12 protein-coding genes, 3 tRNA genes and 1 pseudogene are annotated in these 19171 nt (G+C 73.5%); 14 read left to right on the top strand and 2 right to left on the bottom strand.

The genetic code is table 11. The features are described from left to right. Positions 1–34: 34 nt before the first annotated feature. The 5 genes from AC060L_RS12745 to AC060L_RS12765 all read left to right on the top strand — a co-directional run bounded on the left by AC060L_RS12745 (position 35) and on the right by AC060L_RS12765 (position 3382). Positions 35–1879 carry an LCP family protein gene (locus tag AC060L_RS12745; protein WP_483798789.1) on the top strand — a complete coding sequence of 615 codons (1845 nt, stop codon included), beginning with the start codon at positions 35–37 and terminating at the stop codon, positions 1877–1879. Between the two features lie 84 nt (positions 1880–1963). Continuing rightward, on the top strand, positions 1964–2407 hold the full coding sequence (gene rsfS, locus AC060L_RS12750; protein WP_483798790.1) for a ribosome silencing factor: 444 nt from the start codon (positions 1964–1966) through the stop codon (positions 2405–2407). After that, positions 2407–3051 (top strand): histidine phosphatase family protein, encoded by a 645-nt coding sequence (locus AC060L_RS12755; protein ID WP_483798791.1) that lies wholly within the window; start codon positions 2407–2409, stop codon positions 3049–3051. The genes rsfS and AC060L_RS12755 overlap by 1 nt, the downstream gene beginning before the upstream one ends. Positions 3052–3199: 148 nt before the next feature. Beyond that, positions 3200–3272: transfer RNA gene (locus tag AC060L_RS12760), tRNA-Ala, on the top strand. Between the two features lie 37 nt (positions 3273–3309). After that, positions 3310–3382, top strand: a tRNA-Ala gene (locus AC060L_RS12765). 123 nt (positions 3383–3505) lie between these two features. Here the strand turns inward: AC060L_RS12765 and AC060L_RS12770 are convergent. Beyond that, a complete protein-coding gene (locus AC060L_RS12770; RefSeq protein ID WP_483798792.1) occupies positions 3506–4453 on the bottom strand; it encodes a helix-turn-helix transcriptional regulator in 948 nt (315 codons plus the stop codon). A gap of 101 nt (positions 4454–4554) precedes the next feature. Between AC060L_RS12770 and AC060L_RS12775 the strand changes: the two genes are divergently transcribed. Together AC060L_RS12775 and AC060L_RS12780 are read left to right on the top strand one after the other, a co-directional pair. Beyond that, complete coding sequence (locus AC060L_RS12775; protein ID WP_483798793.1) at positions 4555–6012, top strand: MFS transporter; 1458 nt, start codon at positions 4555–4557, stop codon at positions 6010–6012. 138 nt (positions 6013–6150) lie between these two features. Then, positions 6151–6223, top strand: a tRNA-Ala gene (locus AC060L_RS12780). Between the two features lie 54 nt (positions 6224–6277). Here the strand turns inward: AC060L_RS12780 and AC060L_RS12785 are convergent. Next, complete coding sequence (locus tag AC060L_RS12785; protein WP_483798794.1) at positions 6278–7558, bottom strand: OFA family MFS transporter; 1281 nt, start codon at positions 7556–7558, stop codon at positions 6278–6280. Positions 7559–7753: 195 nt separating this feature from the next. Here AC060L_RS12785 and AC060L_RS12790 point away from each other — a divergent pair, with 195 nt between their 5' ends. The 7 genes and pseudogenes from AC060L_RS12790 to AC060L_RS12820 form a co-directional block, all read left to right on the top strand. Further along, positions 7754–9091 (top strand): NsdA family TPR-like regulatory protein, encoded by a 1338-nt coding sequence (locus AC060L_RS12790; RefSeq protein ID WP_483798795.1) that lies wholly within the window; start codon positions 7754–7756, stop codon positions 9089–9091. Between the two features lie 137 nt (positions 9092–9228). Then, complete coding sequence (gene galE, locus AC060L_RS12795; RefSeq protein ID WP_483798796.1) at positions 9229–10224, top strand: UDP-glucose 4-epimerase GalE; 996 nt, start codon at positions 9229–9231, stop codon at positions 10222–10224. A 286-nt stretch (positions 10225–10510) separates the two neighbouring features. Next, a complete protein-coding gene (gene leuS, locus AC060L_RS12800) occupies positions 10511–13384 on the top strand; it encodes a leucine--tRNA ligase (protein WP_483798797.1) in 2874 nt (957 codons plus the stop codon). Positions 13385–13693: 309 nt separating this feature from the next. Further along, complete coding sequence (locus tag AC060L_RS12805) at positions 13694–14437, top strand: hypothetical protein (protein ID WP_483798798.1); 744 nt, start codon at positions 13694–13696, stop codon at positions 14435–14437. 133 nt (positions 14438–14570) lie between these two features. Beyond that, entirely contained in the window at positions 14571–15419 is an 849-nt protein-coding gene (locus AC060L_RS12810; protein WP_483798799.1) for a DegV family protein, read from the top strand. A gap of 108 nt (positions 15420–15527) precedes the next feature. Further along, complete coding sequence (locus AC060L_RS12815; protein ID WP_483798800.1) at positions 15528–16595, top strand: ComEA family DNA-binding protein; 1068 nt, start codon at positions 15528–15530, stop codon at positions 16593–16595. A gap of 922 nt (positions 16596–17517) precedes the next feature. Next, positions 17518–19059: pseudogene (locus tag AC060L_RS12820) on the top strand (ComEC/Rec2 family competence protein); the annotation flags it as partial. Positions 19060–19171: the final 112 nt, after the last annotated feature.

Genomic DNA, 19171 nt, shown 5'->3' on the forward strand with positions numbered 1-19171 from the left:
TGCCCGGCCCACACGGAAGACCTTGAGGCACGGCGTGACCGGAACTGCAGACGGCAGCAGGGGACCCGAGGACGGCGACTGGTCCGCCGGGCAGTATCCGCACGCGTACCAGCCACAGCCCGGTTACGAGCAGCAGCAGCCACCGCAGCAGCAGCCGTACGGTCAGTACGAGCAGCAGCAGCCGTACCCCGCGCCCGCGCAGTACCAGGACCAGCAGTACGCGCAGCCGTACCAGGACGAGTACGGCCGGGTGTACCAGCCGCAGCAGGCACAGCAGCCGTATCCGCAGGCGCCACACGCACCGCAGCCGCCCCAGCAGCAGCCGCAGTACGGGCAGCCGTACGAGTCGTACAGCCCGTACCAGGAGCAGCCGTACCAGCCGTACGACCCGTACCAGCAGCAGGCGCCCGTCCCACCGGCCCCGGCGGTCCCGCAGCAGGCCGTCTACCAGGCGCCGCCCGTCGCTCCGCCCGCCCCGCAGGCCGCGCCGCCCGCGCCCGCCGAGTCCCCGGTGCGCCCGCCGCGCCCGCGCCGGCCGGCGGCCGAGCCGGCGCCGGCCGCCGCCAAGCCGGACGAGCCGTCCGAGCAGGTCGGCGGCCGCAAGGCCCCGGCCAGGGCCGGGCGCGCCGACCAGGACCCGTACCAGACGGGCGAGTTCACCTTCGTCGACGAGGAGGCGGAGGAGACCGAGGACGTCATCGACTGGCTGAAGTTCGCCGAGTCGCGCACCGAGCGCCGCGACGAGCGCCGGCGCAAGCTGCGCACCCGGCTGGTCGGCGGCGCGGTCGCGCTGGCGCTGGTGGCCGGCGGCGGCGTCGGCTACCTCTGGTTCACCGGTCGCCTGGGCAACTCGCAGTCGGCGGCCGCCGCGGCCGGTCCGCGCAACGTGGTCGTGGTGCACCTGCGCGACCTTCAGGGCAAGGTCAGCACGGCGCTGCTGGTCAACGACGCGTCCGGCCACAAGGGCTCGATCCTGCTGCTGCCGGACACGCTCTCGCTGCCGGCCTCCGGTGACACGCCGGCCACCCCGCTCGGCAGTGCGATGGACTCGCTCGGCGCGGCCCCGACCCGGGACGCGCTGAACGCGCTGCTCGGCGCGCCGGTGGCCGGCACCTGGCGGCTGGACACCCCGTACCTGAAGCTGCTGGTCGCCCAGCTCGGCGGCGTCAAGGTGGACACCGACGCGCAGATCGCCGGGCCGGACGGCAAGACGCTGGTCGAGAAGGGCTCGCAGCGCACCCTGACCGGCGACGCCGCGGTGGCCTACGCGACGTACCAGGCGCCGGGCGAGAGCCGGGACGCGCAGCTCAAGCGGTTCGGCCAGGTGCTCTCCGCGGTGATCGCGACGATGCCCACCACGCTCTCCGACGCGACCGACGACGTGCACCGGATGAACGCCGTGCTGGACCCCTCGCTGCCCGAGAAGGCGCTGGCCGGCCTGCTCGCGCAGCTGGCCCAGCAGGCCAAGAACGGCCACTTCGGCACCAGCGAGCTGCCGGTCAAGCCGGACGGCACGCTCGACCAGGCCACCGCTGGACCGCTGGTCAAGGACGTGCTCGGCGGCACCGTGCACACCGCGCAGGCGGTCGCCGCGACCGCCCGGGTCAGCATCGTGGACGCGAGCGGCAACCCGGCGGGCGCGAACGCGGCCGGCATCCAGGTGGTCGACGGCGGGCTCAACCTGGTGCCCGGTGGCGGTACCGCCCCCGTGCAGCCGACCACCGAGATCCGCTACACCGACGACGCCCGGCAGGCGGCCGCGACCTCGCTGGCCACCAGCCTCGGTCTGCCGGCCACCGTGGTGAAGAAGGTCACCGACGCGCAGACCGCCGACATCGTGGTGGTGCTCGGCAAGGATTACCAGCCGCCCGCGCAGTAGCGGCCGGACGGCGATCCGTCCGGCACCGGTGGGCGGCGTGAGATCCTTGATGGGAAACCCATGTCACCAAGCCGGAAGAACACCGTGACCGCTACAGAACGCTCGCAGGAACTGATCACCGTCGCCGCTCAGGCGGCGGCGGACAAGCTTGCGCACAACGTGATCGCCTTCGACGTCAGCGACGTGCTGTCGATCACCGACGCCTTCCTGATCGCCTCGGCGGCCAACGACCGCCAGGTGAAGGCGATCGCCGAGGCCATCGAGGAGCAGCTGCGCGAGCAGCTCGACGTCAAGCCGGTGCGCCGCGAGGGCGAGCGCGAGGGCCGCTGGATCCTGCTCGACTACCTGGACATCGTCGTGCACGTCCAGCACTCCGAGGAGCGCTCCTTCTACTCGCTGGACCGGCTCTGGAAGGACTGCCCCGAGCTGCCCGTCCCGGCCGACGCGATGGCCACCCGCAACCGTCCCGAGGACGCCGCTTCGGACGAGGCCGGCAACGTCGTCGGCTACATCGAGGACTTCAGCTGATGAGCCGCGCGGGGGGACCGCGGATCGTCTTCTGGCGGCACGGCCAGACCTCCTGGAACCTGGAGTCCCGGTTCCAGGGCAGTACCGACATTCCGCTCACCGAGACCGGCCTGGGCCAGGCCCGGCGGGCCGCCCGGCTGCTCGCGGGGCTGCACCCGGACCTGCTGATCTCCTCCGACCTCCAGCGGGCCGCCGACACCGCTGCGGAGCTGGCCAGGCTCACCGGCTTGGACGTGCAGCACCACGAGGGCCTGCGGGAGACGTACGCGGGCACCTGGCAGGGCCTCACCCACGACGAGATCCGGGCCCGCCACCCGGAGGAGTACGCGGCCTTCGGACGCGGCGAGCCGGTCCGGCGCGGCGGCGGGGAGCTGGTCACCGAGGTCGCCGACCGGTCCGTCCCGGTGGTGCTGGACGCCTTCGAGAAGCTGCCCGAGGACGGCACGCTCGTGGTGGTCAGCCATGGCGGGACGATCCGCACCATGCTCGGCCGGCTGCTCGACCTGGACCCCACGCAGTGGGAGTGCTTCGGCGGCCTGTCGAACTGCTGCTGGTCGGTGCTCGGCCGCGGCGCCCGTGGCTGGCGCCTGCTGGAGCACAACGCGGGCACCCTGCCCGAGCCGGTGATCGGCGACGACACCTGAGGACGGCGACGCGGACCGGCTCCCGGGAGCCGGTCGGGCGGGGCCCCGGAGGCCGGGATTTCGTAGTTCCGGCCCTGACCAGCTAGAGTCTTCCTCGTTCGCAGGAAAGAACGCGGCCCGCAAGGGCGGCGGGAGATCCTCCGAGTGCGGGGCTGTAGCTCAGTTGGTAGAGCGCTTGCATGGCATGCAAGAGGTCCGGGGTTCAATTCCCCGTAGCTCCACTCCGCACCCGAGGTCCATCAGGACCGCGTGTGTCGCGGGGCTGTAGCTCAGTTGGTAGAGCGCTTGCATGGCATGCAAGAGGTCCGGGGTTCAATTCCCCGTAGCTCCACAGAACGGCCGAGGCCGGTACTCCACGAGTACCGGCCTCTCGGCGTTTCCGGGCCCGGCCGGAGTAGGTCCGAGTCGGGGTGGGTCTGAGTCGGGGTGGGTCCGAGCCGGGACGATCCCGGCGTCAGTCGTCCTCGTGCGTGTGGGCCGGCGCCAGGGTGCGCGGCTGCGCGGCGAGCCACTCCAGCCGCTCCCGGTCGTGCGGGGTGTCCGGCGTGTAGACCGCCATGTACAGCTCCGGAGCGCCCGGCATGGTCAGGTGCGAGACCTTCAGCCGCAGGTCGCCCACGGCCTGGTGCCGGAACACCTTCAGCACCGTCCCGGCCGGGGCCACCTGCTGACGCCCCCAGAGCTGCCGGAACTGCGGGCTGGCCGCGGACAGCGCCCGGATGTACTCCTCCCACACCGGCTCGCCGACGTGCCGGCCGTAGGCGGCCCGCAGCACCCCGACCATCCGCGGCAGCTCGGCCGCCCGGTTCACGAACGGGTTGCAGCAGTCCGGGATGGTGAACGCGCACCAGAGCGCGTTGCGCCGCCCGTTCGGCGCGGTGCCGCGGATCGCGCCGGGGAAGAGGTGGCGGTACGCGGGGTTGAAGCCGAGCACGTCGAAGCGGGTGTTGAAGATCGCGGCGGGCAGCGGGGCCAGGCTGTCCAGGATCACCTGCATCGCCGGGTCCACGGTCGGGCAGAGCGTCCCGTCCAGCTCCTCGGCGGGCAGGCCCGCGAGGCGCAGCAGGTGCCCGCGCTCGAAGTCGTCCAGCAGCAGCGCGCGGGCGACGGAGCTCATCACCTGCTCGCTGGCGTTGATCGGCCGGCCCTGTTCGAGCCAGGTGTACCAAGTCACCCCGACGTTGGCGAGCTGCGCCACCTCCTCGCGGCGCAGGCCGGGGGTGCGTCGCCGCAGGCCCGGCGGCAGGCCGACGTCCTGCGGGGTGACCCGGGCCCGGCAGGCCTTCAGGAAGGCCGCCAGCTCGGTGCGGCGCACCCGGGCCGAGTCGGCTCCCAGGGGCTGCGGCTGCGGCTGCGGCTCGCGACGGGCGGGGGTGATGGGCGGTCTCTCCAGCACGGTCATCCCCCCATGGTGACGCAGCCCGGCACGCCGAGGCAGGTACTGCCGGTACCAGGATCAGCAGGCTCTAACCACCAGTATCCGCGGCGGCGCAAGCTGGTTTCATGACGGACCTTCAGATCGCACGGCCACTCGCCGCAGACCGGCCCCCGATACCCGAGCAGGCTCCCTCGGGACGCCCCGGGCTGTTCCTGCTGCTCATCCTGACCGGCCAGTTCATGGCCATCCTCGACGTCTCGATCGTCAATGTCGCGGTGCCGACCATCCGCACCGACCTGCACGCCTCCGGCGCCGCGCTGCAACTGGTGATCGCCGGCTACACCATCGCGTACGCCGTGCTGCTGATCACCGGCGCCCGGCTCGGCGCCCGGTTCGGTCACCGGCAGCTCTTCCAGCTCGGCCTGGCCGTCTTCACCGGCGCCTCGCTGGCCTGCGGGCTGGCGCCGGGGACCGCCAGCCTGATCGGCTTCCGGCTGCTCCAGGGGCTGGGCGCGGCGCTGATGGTGCCTCAGGTGATGAGCCTGATCCAGCGCACCTACACCGGCCAGGCCCGGACCAGGGCGCTCGGCATCTACACCGCGGTGATCGCCGGTGGCAGCGTGGTCGGCCAGGTGGTCGGCGGGGTGCTGGTCAGCGCGGACCTGTTCGGCTCCGGCTGGCGGCCGGTCTTCCTGGTCAACGTGCCGATCGGCCTGTTGCTGCTGGCGGCCGGCCACCGGTTGCTGCCGCACCTGCCGGTGGACCGGGAGCGCCGCTTCGACGTGGTCGGGCTGCTGGTGCTGGCGGCCGCGATCGGCCTGCTGGTGGTCCCGCTGGTGCTCGGGCACGAGCTGCACTGGCCGGTCTGGGGCTGGCTGATGCTGGCCGGCTCGGCGGCGGCCTTCGTCGCCTTCGTGCTGGTCGAGCGCGGCATCGCGGCGCGCGGCGGCCAGCCGCTGATCCACCACCGGGTGCTGCGCTCGCCGGGCCTGGCGCCGGCCGCGGTGGCGATGTTCCTGATCATGTTCAGCTTCTCCGGCTTCATGTTCGCGTTCGCGCTGCACCTTCAGGCCGGCCTGGGCAACAGCGCGCTGAAGGCGGGTCTGATGTTCGGCCCGATCGCGGTCGGCTTCGGCGTCTCGGGCCTGCACTGGCACCGGCTGCCGAAGCGGCTGCACCTGCCGCTGCCGGTGCTGGGCCTGCTGGTGGCCGCGCCGGGCTACCTCTCGCTCGGTCTGCTGCTGCACGGCGGTGGCGAGCCGGGCCTGGGCACCGAGCTGCTGCTGGTGCTGCTGGGCCTGGCGGCCGGCTGCGCGTACAGCCCGCTCTTCGCCCGCGCGCTCAGCCGGGTCGACCCGAAGGACGCGGCGGACGCGAGCGGCGTCATGGTGACCGTGGTGCAGCTCGGCCAGGTGGTCGGCGTGGCGCTGCTCGGCACGGTCTTCCTCAGCTCGGTGGACTACCCGGCGAAGGCCGCCGCGTCCGGCCACGCGCTGGTGGTCACCATGACGGCGGTCGGGATCGGGTTCCTGGTGAGCGCGGTCTTCGCGTTCCGCACCCGGCGGGCGGCGGTCCTCGGGTAGCCGGCCGACGGGTCCGTTGTCGCCCGGCGCCGCCCCTCGGGGGGCGGCGCCGGGAACGGATTCGTGAAGCACCCTGCAGACCGTGTAAAGTAAGACATGTCGCCGCGGGAAACCGGGGGCGGCAAAAAAATGCATCTTGGGGCTGTAGCTCAGTTGGTAGAGCGCTTGCATGGCATGCAAGAGGTCCGGGGTTCAATTCCCCGTAGCTCCACAGTGACGAAGGGCACCTACGAAATTTCGTAGGTGCCCTTCTGCCATGCCGGGCCTATGCCGCGTTGTGCAGCGGCTTCGGACGGGACGTCAGGCGCGGCAGCGCCGCCGCCATCAGGGTGGCCGAGCCGAGCACCAGGAACGCCGTCCCGTACGAGGAGTCGGCCGCGAGCCGGGCGACCAGCAGCGGGCCGAGGATCCCGGCCAGGCTCCAGCCGATCAGCATCAGCCCGTAGACCGCGCCGGCGTGCGCCAGCCCGAAGAACTCCGAGGCGACCGCGGGCATGGTCGCGAAGCCGCCGCCGAACGACAGGCAGACCAGCGCCGCCAGCGGCAGGAACAGCACCGGCGAGCCGACCCGGGAGAGCGCGATCAGGCCGAGCCCCTGGGTGGTGAGCATCAGGACGAACGCGTTCATCAGCCCGGTCCGGCCCGACAGCCAGCCCCAGAGCGGGCGGCCCACCGTGTTGAAGACGCCGAGCACGCCGGTCAGCAGCGCCGCGCTGGTCGCGCTCAGCCCGGTCAGGCCGGTCGCCGCCGGCGCCACCACCGAGAGCATGCTGATCCCGGCCGCGGTGTTGCAGAACAGGATCAGCGTCAGCAGGTACCACTGCCAGGTGCGCAGCGCCTGGGCCGGACGGTAGCCGCGCACCGCGCCCTGTGCGGGCACCGTGGAGAGCCGCGGCGGATTGCGGAAGAACGCCGCGCCGGTCAGCGTGGTGACCAGGAAGAGCCCGCCGAGCACCAGCAGCGCGCGGGCCGGGTCGGCCGGGAAGTGCGCCACCAGCAGCCGGGTCAGCGGCGCGCTGAGCACCGAGCCGAGCCCGAAGCCGCCGGTCGCCACTCCGGCCGCGAGCGCCCGGTGCGAGGGGAACCAGCGCTGCAGCATGGTGGTCGGGATGATGTAGCCCAGGCCCAGGCCGATCCCGCTGACCCCGCCGTAGCCGAGCAGTACCAGCCAGAAGTCGCCGCGCCCGTCCGCGCAGCCGGCCAGCAGGAACCCGCCGGCGTACAGCAGGCCGGCCAGCATCGCGATCCCGCGCGGCGGCCGCCGGCTCAGCAGCATGCCGCCCAGCACGGTGCCGAGGAAGACCAGCGCGTGCGCGGCGGCGAACGGCCAGCCGGCCTCGTCCCGGCCGAGCGCCCACCGGCTGTGCGGCGACTGGAGTCCGGCCGACAGGATGCTCCACGAGTACACCGAGCCGTACGCGAGCTGGTTCAGCACCACGGCCGCGGCCACCAGGCCGCGGCGGCGCCCGATCCGCCGGCGCAGCCCGGGCCGGGACAGGCCCGGCGGCGCGGCGCTGGGACGGGAGAGCAGGGGGACTGACAGCAAGAGGAGTCACCGCTTCCAAGGTCGGAGGATTGCGGGCTGTCCTACGCTCGGTGACCACCTCGGGTTACGGCCAAAGAGGGGTTACGGCCCCAAACCTGGTGATCGCGCTGGTCCGATCGGCCCTGCCGGTGACGGAAAGTGACTGGCCGAGGCGCTGCTGTCGGTACCGTCCGGTAGCCAGCTACGGTCGGGCTCATGGCGGACCTGGCACGCAAGCGCAACGAAGAGCTGGCCCGGATACTCCATCAGCTCGCCTGGAGTCCCGAGCGGCTGGCGCGGGAGGTCAACCTGCTGTTGCCCGAGGGGCTGGCGATCAGTCAGACCGCGCCGTACAAGTGGCGCGACCGGGGCATGGTGCCCCGGGCCCCGCACGATCAGGCGGTCTGCGAGGTGCTCAGCCGGGCGGTCGGGATCGCGGTGACGTACCAGCAGCTCTGGAGCCGGATGGGCCGCGGCCGGGGCGCCAAGGTGCTCTCGGCCCGGCTGCTCACCGACCCCTGGACCGCCGACACCGCGCTGACCGCGCTGCACGAGGCCGGGGCGGACGCCGCGCCGGTGCGGCTGACCGACCTGTTCCGCGGCGACGAGCTGACGCTGGCCGCCCGGCACTGGGCCTCGCCGCCGCCCCCGGTCACCGGCGGCGAGGGCTCGATGCGGATCTCGCCGTGGCAGCTGACGGACCTTCGGATCGGGCACGACAGCAAGCGTCGGCTGGAGCGGGCCTTCGGCGGCGGGCTGGTGCTGGAGCCGGCCCGGGCCGAGCTGGCGATGGCGGGCAAGCTGCTGGAGCTCGGCGGCTACGCCGGGGACGAGCCGCTGGGCCGTGGGCTGTACGGCGCGGCCGGGCGGCTGGCCCGGCTGGTCGGCTGGGCCAACCACGACATGGGCCACGAGGCGGCGGCCCAGCGGGCCTTCGTCGCGGCGCTGCGGGCGGCGCACGTCTCGGGCGATCCGCGGCTCGGGGCGAGCGTGGTCGGCTGCCTGGCGGTGCAGGCGGTGCACTCGGCCGGGCGCGGGCTGGACGCCGTCGAGCTGCTCGGCACCGCGCTGGACGCGGCGGGCGGGCGGCTGGGGCCGAGCGAGCGGGTGCGTCACCTCGGGCGGATCGCGATGGCGCACGGGCGCAAGGGGGAGGGCGCGGCCACCGAGGCGGCGGCGACCCGGGCGCGTGCGGCGCTGGCGGAGCGGGCACCGTGCGGGGAGGGGCTGTCTGCACCGGGGCCGTCCGGGCAGGTGGGGGCGGAGGACGCGGCCGAGCTGGCCGGGTTGCTCGGGCAGGCGTACCTGTTCCTCGACGACCACCGGCGGGCCCGTCCGCTGCTGGCCGAGGCGGTCCAGGGCCTGACCGTCATACGGGCCCGCGGCTCCGCGCTGTTGCTGGTCCGGCTCGCCGACTCCTACCGCCGGACCGGGGAGCGGGAGCAGGCGGTGCGCACCGCCGACCAGGCCCGCCGGCTGGCCGCCGGCATGCAGTCGGGCCGGGTGGCCCGGGCGCTGCGGGACATCGACGCCGCGCTGCGCGACGGTGGCTGAGCGACGGTGGGGTTGCGGCTGAGCTGGGACTGGGCTGGGACTGAGCCGGGACTGGGCCGTTCGGGTGCTCTCCGCGCCGAGGCGCTGGGCTACGCTGCCTGCGGCACATCGGACGAACGGGAAGGCCCACGCAGCTCATGAAGGTACTGATCTCCGGCGGTGCCGGTTTCATCGGCAGCACCGTGGGCTCCGCCTGCCTGGACGCCGGCATCACCCCGGTGATCCTGGACAGCCTGGTGACGGGCCGGCGGGAGTTCACCGAGGGTCGCGCGTTCTACGAGGGCGACATCGCGGACGGCGAGCTGGTGGACCGGATCTTCGCCGAGCACCCGGAGATCGAGGCCGTCGTGCACTGCGCCGCGCTGATCGTGGTGCCCGACTCGGTCGGCGACCCGATCGGCTACTACCGGGCGAACGTGTCCAAGAGCCTGGACTTCGTCGGCCACCTGATCCGCAACGGCTGCGAGAAGATGATCTTCTCCTCCTCCGGCTCGATCTACGAGCCCGGCGAGGACTTCAGCGTGGACGAGGACTCGGCCATCGCGCCGCAGAGCCCGTACGCGCGCACCAAGGCGGTCTGCGAGGGGATGTTCGCCGACATCGCCGCGACCCAGCCGATCCGAATCCTCTCGCTGCGCTACTTCAACCCGATCGGCGCCGACCCCGAGCTGCGCACCGGCCTGCAGGTGCGCCGGCCCAGCCACGCGCTCGGCAAGCTGATCGAGGCGCAGGACGAGGGCAGGGTCTTCCAGATCACCGGCACCCACTGGCCGACCCGGGACGGCTCCGGCATCCGCGACTACGTGCACGTCTGGGACCTGGCCGCCGCGCACGTCGCCGCGCTGCGCCAGTTCGAGCAGGCGCTGGGCGAGGGAGTCCGCTCCTCGGTGATCAACCTCGGCACCGGCACCGGCACCACCGTGAACGAGCTGGTCGCGGCGTTCAACAGCGTGGTCACCCCGCCGGTCGCGGTGGCCGAGACCGAGACGCGGCCGGGCGACGTGGCCGGCGCGTACACCCGCAGCGACCGGGCCAAGCGGCTGCTCGGCTGGGAGCCGCAGCTGACCCTCGCCGAGGGCATCCGCGACTCGCTGCGCTGGGTGGAGGTCCGCGACCAGCGGCTCGGACTGTAGTCGGCGCACGGGGCGCGGCCGGGACTCACCCGAGGCCCGGCCACGCCCTTTGGTACCCTGAGCCCATGCGAACCGTGCGCCTGCTCCTTAGCCGGCCGCGCTGACCAGGACCGGCCGAGCCCGAGCGGGCCACGCCGGAGTCAGCGTGGCGTCCCCTCCTGCGAGGGGCTTTTTTGTTTCCGGAGCTCCGCACGTCACGGAGCCTGCCGGGCTCAGAGCCCTGACGCTGCCCGCGCGACCGCCCTGTTGACGCTTCGCAATCTGACCAGATGGAGCAGAAGAGACCATGAGCGAGACGACCCCAGCCCCCGAGGCCGCCACGGAGCCGTTCCGGTACACGGCCGTGCTGGCCGCTGACATCGAGTCACGCTGGCAGGACACCTGGGAGAAGGAGGGGACGTTCAACGCCCCCAACCCGGCCGGGCCACTGGCCGACCCGATGGCCGGCGAGGTGTCGGCCAAGCCGCACAGCTTCATCATGGACATGTTCCCGTACCCGTCCGGCGCCGGCCTGCACGTCGGCCACCCGCTGGGGTACATCGCCACCGACGTCTACGCCCGCTACCAGCGGATGACCGGCCACAACGTGCTGCACACGCTGGGCTACGACGCCTTCGGCCTGCCGGCCGAGCAGCACGCGGTGGCCACCGGCGTGCACCCGCGGGTCTCCACCGAGGCCGCGATCACGAACATGCGCGGCCAGCTGCGCCGGCTGGGCCTGGGCCACGACTCCCGCCGGTCGATCTCCACGATCGACCCGGAGTACTACCGCTGGACCCAGTGGATCTTCCTGCAGATCTTCAACTCCTGGTACGACCCGGCGGCGAACGCGGCCCGCCCGATCGCCGAGCTGATCGCGCAGTTCGCCGACGGCACCCGCCCGACCCCGGACGGCCGCGCCTGGGCCGAGCTGTCCGGCGCCGAGCGGGACGAGCTGCTGGGCGAGTACCGGCTGGCGTACAGCAAGGAGGTGCCGGTCAACTGGTGCCCCGGCCTGGGCACCGTGCTGGCCAACGAGGAGGTCACCTCCGACGGCCGCTCCGAGCGCGGCAACTTCCCGGTCTTCAAGTCCAAGCTGCGCCAGTGGATGATGCGGATCACCGCGTACGGCGACCGGCTGATCGCCGACCTGGACTCGCTGGACTGGCCGGACGCGATCAAGCAGCAGCAGCGCAACTGGATCGGCCGCTCCGAGGGTGCCCGGGTCGACTTCAAGGTCGCGGGCGATGAGGCGATCACCGTCTTCACCACCCGTCCCGACACGCTGTTCGGCGCCACCTACATGGTGCTGGCCCCCGAGCACGCGCTGGTCGACTCGATCGTGCCGGACGCCTGGCCGGCCGAGACGCACGCGGACTGGACCGGTGGCGCCGCCACCCCGGCGCAGGCGGTCGCCGCCTACCGCGCCGAGGCCGCGGCCAAGTCGGACGTCGAGCGCCAGGTCGACGCGAAGGTCAAGACCGGCGTCTTCACCGGCGCCTACGCGACCAACCCGGTCAGCGGCGCCCAGGTCCCGGTCTTCATCGCCGACTACGTGCTGATGGGCTACGGCACCGGCGCGATCATGGCCGTGCCGGCGCACGACCACCGCGACTTCGCGTTCGCCCGCGCCTTCGACCTGCCGATGCGCTGCGTGGTCGAGCCGACCGACGGCCGTGGCGAGGACCCGCACGGCTGGGACGACGCGTTCGACACCTACGACTCGGTGATCGTCAACTCGGCGAACGACGGCCTGTCGCTGAACGGCCTGGGCGTGGCCGAGGCCAAGGCCGCGGCCACCGCCTGGCTGACCGAGCGCGGGATCGGCGAGGGAACGGTCAACTTCCGCCTGCGCGACTGGCTGTTCAGCCGTCAGCGGTACTGGGGCGAGCCGTTCCCGATCGTCTACGACGAGGACGGCGTGATGCACGCGCTGCCCGAGTCGATGCTGCCGGTCGAGGTCCCCGAGGTGGAGGACTACTCGCCGCACACCTACGACCCGAACGACGCCACCAGCACCCCGAAGACCCCGCTGTCGCGCAACGAGGACTGGGTCAACGTCGAGCTGGACCTGGGCGAGGGCGTCAAGCGCTACCGCCGCGAGACCAACACCATGCCCAACTGGGCCGGCTCCTGCTGGTACGAGCTGCGCTACGTGGACCCGGAGAACTCCGCCAAGGTGGTCGACCCGACCAACGAGGCGTACTGGATGGGCCCGACGGCCGGGAAGCCGGCCGGCGGCGTCGACCTGTACGTCGGCGGTGCCGAGCACGCGGTGCTGCACCTGCTGTACGCGCGCTTCTGGCACAAGGTGCTGCACGACCTGGGCCACGTCTCCTCGGTCGAGCCGTTCCACAAGCTGTTCAACCAGGGCATGATCACCGCCGACGTCTACCGCGACGACCGCGGCTTCCCGGTCCCCGCGGTCGAGGTCGAGGAGCGCGACGGCGGCTACTTCTGGCAGGGCGAGGCGGTCACCCGCGAGGCCGGCAAGATGGGCAAGTCGCTGAAGAACGCGGTCGCGCCCGACACCATCTGCGCGGAGTACGGCGCCGACACGCTGCGCCTGTACGAGATGTCGATGGGCCCGCTGGACGTCTCCCGCCCGTGGGACCCGCGTGCCGTGGTCGGCTCGTACCGCTTCCTGCAGCGGCTGTGGCGCAACGTCGTCTCGGAGGACACCGGCGAGCTGGTGGTCACCGAGGAGCCGGCCGACGAGCCGATGCTGCGCGCGCTGCACAAGGCGATCGACGGCATCCGCGGCGACATGGCCGGGCTGCGCTTCAACACCGCCGTCGCCAAGGCCATCGAGCTGAACAACTACCTGGTCAAGCGCGGTTCGACGCCGCGCGAGGTGGCCGAGCAGCTGGTGCTGCTGGTCGCCCCGCTGGCGCCGCACGTCGCCGAGGAGCTGTGGCGCAAGCTGGGCCACCGTGACTCGCTGGCCTTCGCCGACTACCCGGTGGCCGACCCGGCCTACGTGGTCGACGAGAGCGTGACCTGCGTCGTGCAGATCAAGGGCAAGGTGAAGGCGCGGCTGGAGGTGGCGCCGTCGATCTCGGACGCCGAGCTGGAGGCGCTGGCGCTGGCCGACCCCGCGGTGGTCGCGGCGATCGGCGACGCGCCGGTGCGCAAGGTGATCGCCCGGGCGCCGAAGCTGGTGAACATCGTCACGGGCTGACGCTTCGTCAACTCGTCTGGCCGGCCGTCCCGTTCGCGGGGCGGCCGGCCGCATTCGGGGGGTGTGCGGTGGTGGCGGCACCGGGCGGGCTCTGGACGGCCACTGGACGGCTCCAGAAGGCGCCGGGTGGCGCCGGGTGGCTCCGATCGTTCCGGCTCAGCGGCTCCGATCCGGCCGGCCCGGGTTCGTCAGGGACATCCCTGAGCTGCCCCTGATCCATCCCTGTTTCGGGCCTTCGAGGGGCGGTTCGGGCGCTACCGTTGAATTCACACGGAGCCCGGCCCGGTCCACGGAAGGTGGCAACCCCTTATGGAAGCGATCGGCGTATTCGTCGCCTTGCTGGCGCTCTTCGGTGTCGCCGTGACCGTGATGCTGGTGATCGGCGCGGTCAAGGCGGGCCGTGCGGTGGCCGCCAAGGTCGAGCAGACCGAGGTGCAGGCCCGCCGGGCGGTGGAGAACGTCGCGCTGAAGGCCAGGACGTACACCAAGCCGGGGGCGCCGGGCCAGATCGCCGCGCTCCGGCTCGGACTGCGGACTTCGCTGGCCGGTACCCGCGAGGTGCTGGAGGGCGGCCTGGCGGCCGACGGCTCGCTGGCCGAGTCGCTCGGGCTGCTGACCAGGCTGGACGCGCACGCCGCCGAACTCGATGCCGAGCTGCGAATGCTGGAGCGCGAGCCGGCCGGCGCCCGGGTCGCCGCGAAGCTGCCCGAGCTGCGCGAGCGGGCCGAGCGGATCACGCACTCCGCGGAGTCGATGCGCTGGGCGGCGCAGGACCGGATGCACCGCTTCGCGGCGGACGAGCTGAGCCGGCTGAGCGCGGAGTGCGAGAGCGAGGCGGGCGCGCTGCGGCACTGGGACACGACGGACGCGCCGGGTGCGACGGACGCGCCGGGCGCGGCTGCTGGTGCGGCTACCGGTGCCACGGCCGAGCAGCCGTCGCGGCCGGGGCTCGGCTCGTCGGCCGGGCGGATCAGCGCGGAGGACGTGCTCGGGCGGTTCGCCGACCGGCTGCGCAAGCCGGCCACGGGTGCGTCGAACTCCTCGGCAGGCTGACGACCTGCCGCAGCTCTCCGGCGTGCTCTCCCCTCCCGGGTCGCTCGCCGTGCTCCTCACAGCCGTGGTGGGCTCGATGGTCGTGGTGGGCTCGGATGTGCCCGGTGACCTCGGGAGGAGTAACCTCCGGCTCATGTCCGCCCAGCTCGCGATCGTCACCGACTCCACGGCCTACCTGCCCGAGGACGCCGTCGACCGGCACCGGATCTCGGTGGTCCCGCTGAGCGTGGCGGTCGGCGACCAGGTGCTGATCGAGGGCGTGGAGGTCTCTCCCAAGGACGTCGGCGAGGCGCTGCGGGCCAAGCAACGGCTGACCACCTCCCGTCCCAACCCCGAGACCTTCGCTGCCGCCTACCGGGCCGCCGCCGAGGCGGGTGCGCGGGAGATCGTCTCGGTGCACCTCTCGGCCGAGCTCTCCGGCACCTGCGAGGCGGCCCGGCTGGCCGCCGCCGAGGCGCCGGTGCCGGTGCGGGTGGTGGACAGCCGGCTGGTCGGCATGGCGCTCGGCTACCCGGTGCTGGCCGCCGTGGCGGCGCGGGACGCCGGGCTCGGGCCGGCGGAGGTGGTGGCGGCCGTCGAGCGGCGGGCCGAGGCGACCCGCGGCTTCTTCTACGTCGACACGCTGGAGCACCTGCGGCGCGGCGGCCGGATCGGTACCGCACGCGCGCTGCTCGGGTCGGCGCTCGCGGTGAAGCCGCTGCTCCACCTGACCGGCGGGCGGATCGAACCGCTGGAGAAGGTCCGGACGGCCTCACGGGCGATCGCGCGGCTGGAGGAGATCGCCGTCGAGCAGGCGGGGGAGGGCGCGGTGGACATCACGGTGCACCATCTCGCCGCCGCCGAGCGCGCGGAGCCGCTGGCCGAGCGGCTGCGCGAGCGGGTGCCGGGACTGCGTGAGCTGTACGTCGGCGAGGTCGGCGCGGTGATCGGGGCGCACGTGGGGCCGGGGCTGCTGGCGGTTGTCGTATCACCTTGCGAGTAGCCCGTCAGGGTTCAGAAATGGGCTGTCAATTGTCCACAGGCGCAGGGTTATCCACAGGATTCCGACTGAGTCGGCCGGCTGGGTGCGGGGGCTCGTACCTTCGGCCGCATGACGAACCTGAGCACCCTGAACCCGGTCGCGGCCCGTCGCCGGGAGACCACCGACCTCGTCCGGCACCGGATGACGCACCTCTTCGCCGTGGCGGACGATGCGGGAGCCGCGCTGCCCGACGGCTGGCCCGCAGGGTACGGGCAGCGGCGCGGCAGCGGCACGGTCACCGCCGTCCCCGGACCGGCTGACCTGCCCGATCCGTCCGACCTGGCAGGCCTGTACGACTCTCTGGATCCGCCGGACCCACCTGCCGCAGCCGCTGCCTCTCCCGCTCCTGCCGCCGCCCACGATCCCGAGTCCGATTCCGAGTCCGATTCCGCTGAGCCTGTCCCCGTGCTGCCTGTGCACGCTTCCCGGCCCGGCGGACTCAAATCCGCGTTGCAGCCACTGCTCTGGGCCGACCGCAAGGCCGTGCTCGGTCTGGCGGTGCTGCTCCTGCTCGCGCTGGCCTACGCGGTCCAGCATTTCTGGCTCGGTCGCCCGCAGGCGGTCGCCGTGCCGGTGGCGTCCGCCCGTCCGGCAGCCGCCGAGAGCGCCTCCGGCACCTGGCTCTCCGCTGGGTCCGCATCCTCGGCTTCCTCCACTTCCTCCCTCTCCTCCACCTCCGCTGCTTCGTCCGCAGCCGAACCCACCGAGTCGGCAGGCAGCCCGCTCGCCACCGTGGTGGTGGACGTCGCGGGCCGGGTGCCCAGTCCGGGCCTGCGTACGCTCCGCGGCGGCTCCCGGGTCGCCGACGCCGTGCAGGCCGCCGGCGGACCGCTGCCGGGGACCGACACCGACCCGCTCAATCTCGCCAGGGTGCTCGTCGATGGCGAGCAGATCCTGGTCGGCGTACCCGCCGCGGTGGCTGCGGCGACCACCCCGGGGCCGAAGGCTCCGATCAGTCTCAACCGCGCGAGCCTGGAGCAGTTGGACACGCTGCCGGGTGTCGGGCCATCGCTCGCCCAGCACATCCTCGACTACCGGAACAACCACGGCGGGTTCCGCGCCCTCGACCAGCTCCGCCAGATCAGCGGCATCGGCGATCGCAAGTACGCCGAGCTGAAGCCGATGCTCACGCTCTGAGGGGACGACCCGCATGACGTCGCCTCGCCCGGCGCACAGCGGTACCGGCGGACCTTCGGTTCAGCCACAGGCCACGGCAGACCTGCGCCTCCTGCTGCCGACCGTCACCGCCTGGTGCACCGCTGCCGTCCTGCTGGATGCCGACTCCGGCCGCGCGCCGTTGCTGCTCCTGGGCGCGGGCCTGATCGCGCTGCTCGCCGCTGGCCTGTTGCTCGCCGGCAGCCGCCGGCCGCTACGCACGGGCGGCGCGCTGGTGGCGGCCACATTGCTGACCGGCGCGGCCGCCACCGCCTGCACCGTCCTGCACACCGCAGACCTGCATCGCGGCCCGCTGCCGGTCCTCGCCCGGCAGGCCGCGCTCACCAGCACCCCCGACGGGCCCCGACCCGTCGGCCCCGCACAACCGGCGCACCGCACCATCGGCGTCGAGCTGACGATCACCGGCGACCCGCACACCCGCACCTCCCGCGCTCGTGGATCAGCCCCCGGCCGCCCGATCCTGACCATCGATGCCACCGCCGACCAGATCACCCTCCCGCCCGCCCCTGCCACCGCCCCTGCCTTCGCGCCCGACCCCGCCCCTGCCCCCTCGCCATCCCGCCCGGCGCCTCCCTCCCGCACCCACATCCGCACCCACACACCCGTCACCGTGCTCGTCCAGTCCCCCGACTCCGCCGAGTGGGAACCCCTCCTGCCCTCCGTCCGCGTGGCCGCCGAGGTCCGGGTGCTCCCCGCCTCGGGCCACAGCTCCGACACCGGGGCCGTGCTGCTGGCACAGAGTCCACCGCGCGAGCTGGCCCCGGCGGGTTGGGGTCAACGGCTGGCCGGTCGGCTGCGCCAGGGCCTCCGGCGGGCCTGCGCGGGCCTCGCGCCGGACGTCCGGGCGCTGCTGCCCGGCCTGGTGGTCGGCGACACCTCGGCCATGCCGGAGGACTTGGAGGAGGCGTTCCACACCACCGACCTGATCCACCTGACCGCCGTCAGTGGAGCCAACCTCTCGATCATCCTGGCCGTCCTGCTCGGCGCGCCCGCCCGGTCCGGCACGGCCGAGCGCGGTGGTCTGGCGGCGCTGGTCGGCGTCCCGCTGCGGGCCGCGGCGATCGGTGGGGCGGTGCTCACACTCGCCTTCGTCACGCTCTGCCGCCCCGATCCGAGCGTCCTGCGTGCGGCCGCGACGGGCCTGGTCGGCCTGCTGGCACTCGCGACCGGGCGGCCGAGACAGGCCGTCCCGGCGCTGGCCGGGGGAGTGCTGGTGCTGCTCCTGGTGGATCCCTACCTGGCCCGGTCCTACGGGTTCCTGCTCTCGGTGCTCGCCACCGCCGGCGTGCTGACCGTGGGCCGGCGCTGGTCGGCAGCCCTGCACGACCGGGGCTGGCCGCACCACCTCGCCGACGCGCTGGCGACCGCAGCGGCCGCCCAGGCGCTCTGCGCACCGGCCACTGTGCTGCTGGCGCCGCGGGTCAGCCTGGTGGGCATCCCGTGCAACCTGCTCGCCGAGTTCGCGGTCGCGCCCACCACGTTGCTCGGCTTCGCCGCCCTCGTGGCGGCCCCGCTCTCCGCCTCGGCGGCGCAGTTCTTCGCCGGGCTGGCCGCGCTGCCGACCGAGTGGCTCGCCGCCGTCGCCCGGTACGGTGCGGCGCTGCCCGGCGCCGAGATCGCCTGGACCCCCGGCTGGCCGGGCACGGTCGCGCTCGCGGTCGCCGTCCTGGCCGTCTGCCAGGCCGCGCCGCTGCTCCTCGCCCGACACCCTGCACCTGGTCCCGAGTCCGCCGCCGGGCCCGCCTCGCTGCTGCAACCGCCCGACTCGCGCGGCCACCGCCGACGCGGCCGGCGCCGCCGGGTCCTCGTCCCGGGTCTGTTGCTACTCGGGCTCCTGGTGCTGCTGCTCCGCCCGGTGACGCTGGTCAGGATCGCCACCGGGTGGCCACCGACCGGCTGGCGCCTCGTCATGTGCTCGGTGGGCCAGGGCGATCTGCTGGTGCTGCCCGCAGCGAGCGGCACGCCGGACAGTGCCGTGGTCGTCGACACCGGCCCCGACCCGGCGGCCGCCGACCACTGCCTTCGTGACCTGGGGATCACCAAGGTGCCGCTGGTGATCCTGACGCACTTCCACGCGGATCACAGCGAGGGCCTGCCCGGCGTGCTGCGCGATCGCTCGGTCGGCGCGATCGAGACGACCACGCTGGACGTCCCGGCGGGGGAGGAGGCGAAGGTGCGGGGCTGGGCCGCCGAGGCGCGGGTGCCGATGCTCCGGGTGTCGCCGGGGGAGCACCGCACGGCAGGGCCGGAGCTGTCCTGGGACGTGCTGTGGCCGGCCGGCCCGCTCGGACCGCGCACCCCGGGGCCGAACAACGCGAGCGTCTCCCTGCTGGTCACCGCCGCCGGCCTGCACCTCGCCCTGCTCGGCGACCTGGAGCCGCCGGCCCAGGAGGAGTTGCTCACCCACTCCCACCCCGGACCGGTGGACGTCCTCAAGGTGGCCCACCACGGCTCGGCCAACCAGGACTGGTCGCTCGCCGAGGCACTGCACCCCCGCCTGGCCCTGATCTCGGTCGGCGCCGGCAACCCCTACGGCC

The sequence above is a fragment of the Kitasatospora sp. NEAU-69 genome (genome assembly GCF_057158765.1).

Excerpts from the sequence above, each read along its gene's own strand:
- AC060L_RS12755 (WP_483798791.1), top strand. The coding sequence starts at position 2,407 with ATGAGCCGCGCGGGGGGACCGCGGATCGTCTTCTGGCGGCACGGCCAG.
- AC060L_RS12770 (WP_483798792.1), bottom strand. The coding sequence starts at position 4,453 with ATGACCGTGCTGGAGAGACCGCCCATCACCCCCGCCCGTCGCGAGCCG.
- AC060L_RS12775 (WP_483798793.1), top strand. The coding sequence starts at position 4,555 with ATGACGGACCTTCAGATCGCACGGCCACTCGCCGCAGACCGGCCCCCG.
- AC060L_RS12790 (WP_483798795.1), top strand. The coding sequence starts at position 7,754 with ATGGCGGACCTGGCACGCAAGCGCAACGAAGAGCTGGCCCGGATACTC.
- galE (WP_483798796.1), top strand. The coding sequence starts at position 9,229 with ATGAAGGTACTGATCTCCGGCGGTGCCGGTTTCATCGGCAGCACCGTG.
- leuS (WP_483798797.1), top strand. The coding sequence starts at position 10,511 with ATGAGCGAGACGACCCCAGCCCCCGAGGCCGCCACGGAGCCGTTCCGG.
- AC060L_RS12805 (WP_483798798.1), top strand. The coding sequence starts at position 13,694 with ATGGAAGCGATCGGCGTATTCGTCGCCTTGCTGGCGCTCTTCGGTGTC.
- AC060L_RS12810 (WP_483798799.1), top strand. The coding sequence starts at position 14,571 with ATGTCCGCCCAGCTCGCGATCGTCACCGACTCCACGGCCTACCTGCCC.
- AC060L_RS12815 (WP_483798800.1), top strand. The coding sequence starts at position 15,528 with ATGACGAACCTGAGCACCCTGAACCCGGTCGCGGCCCGTCGCCGGGAG.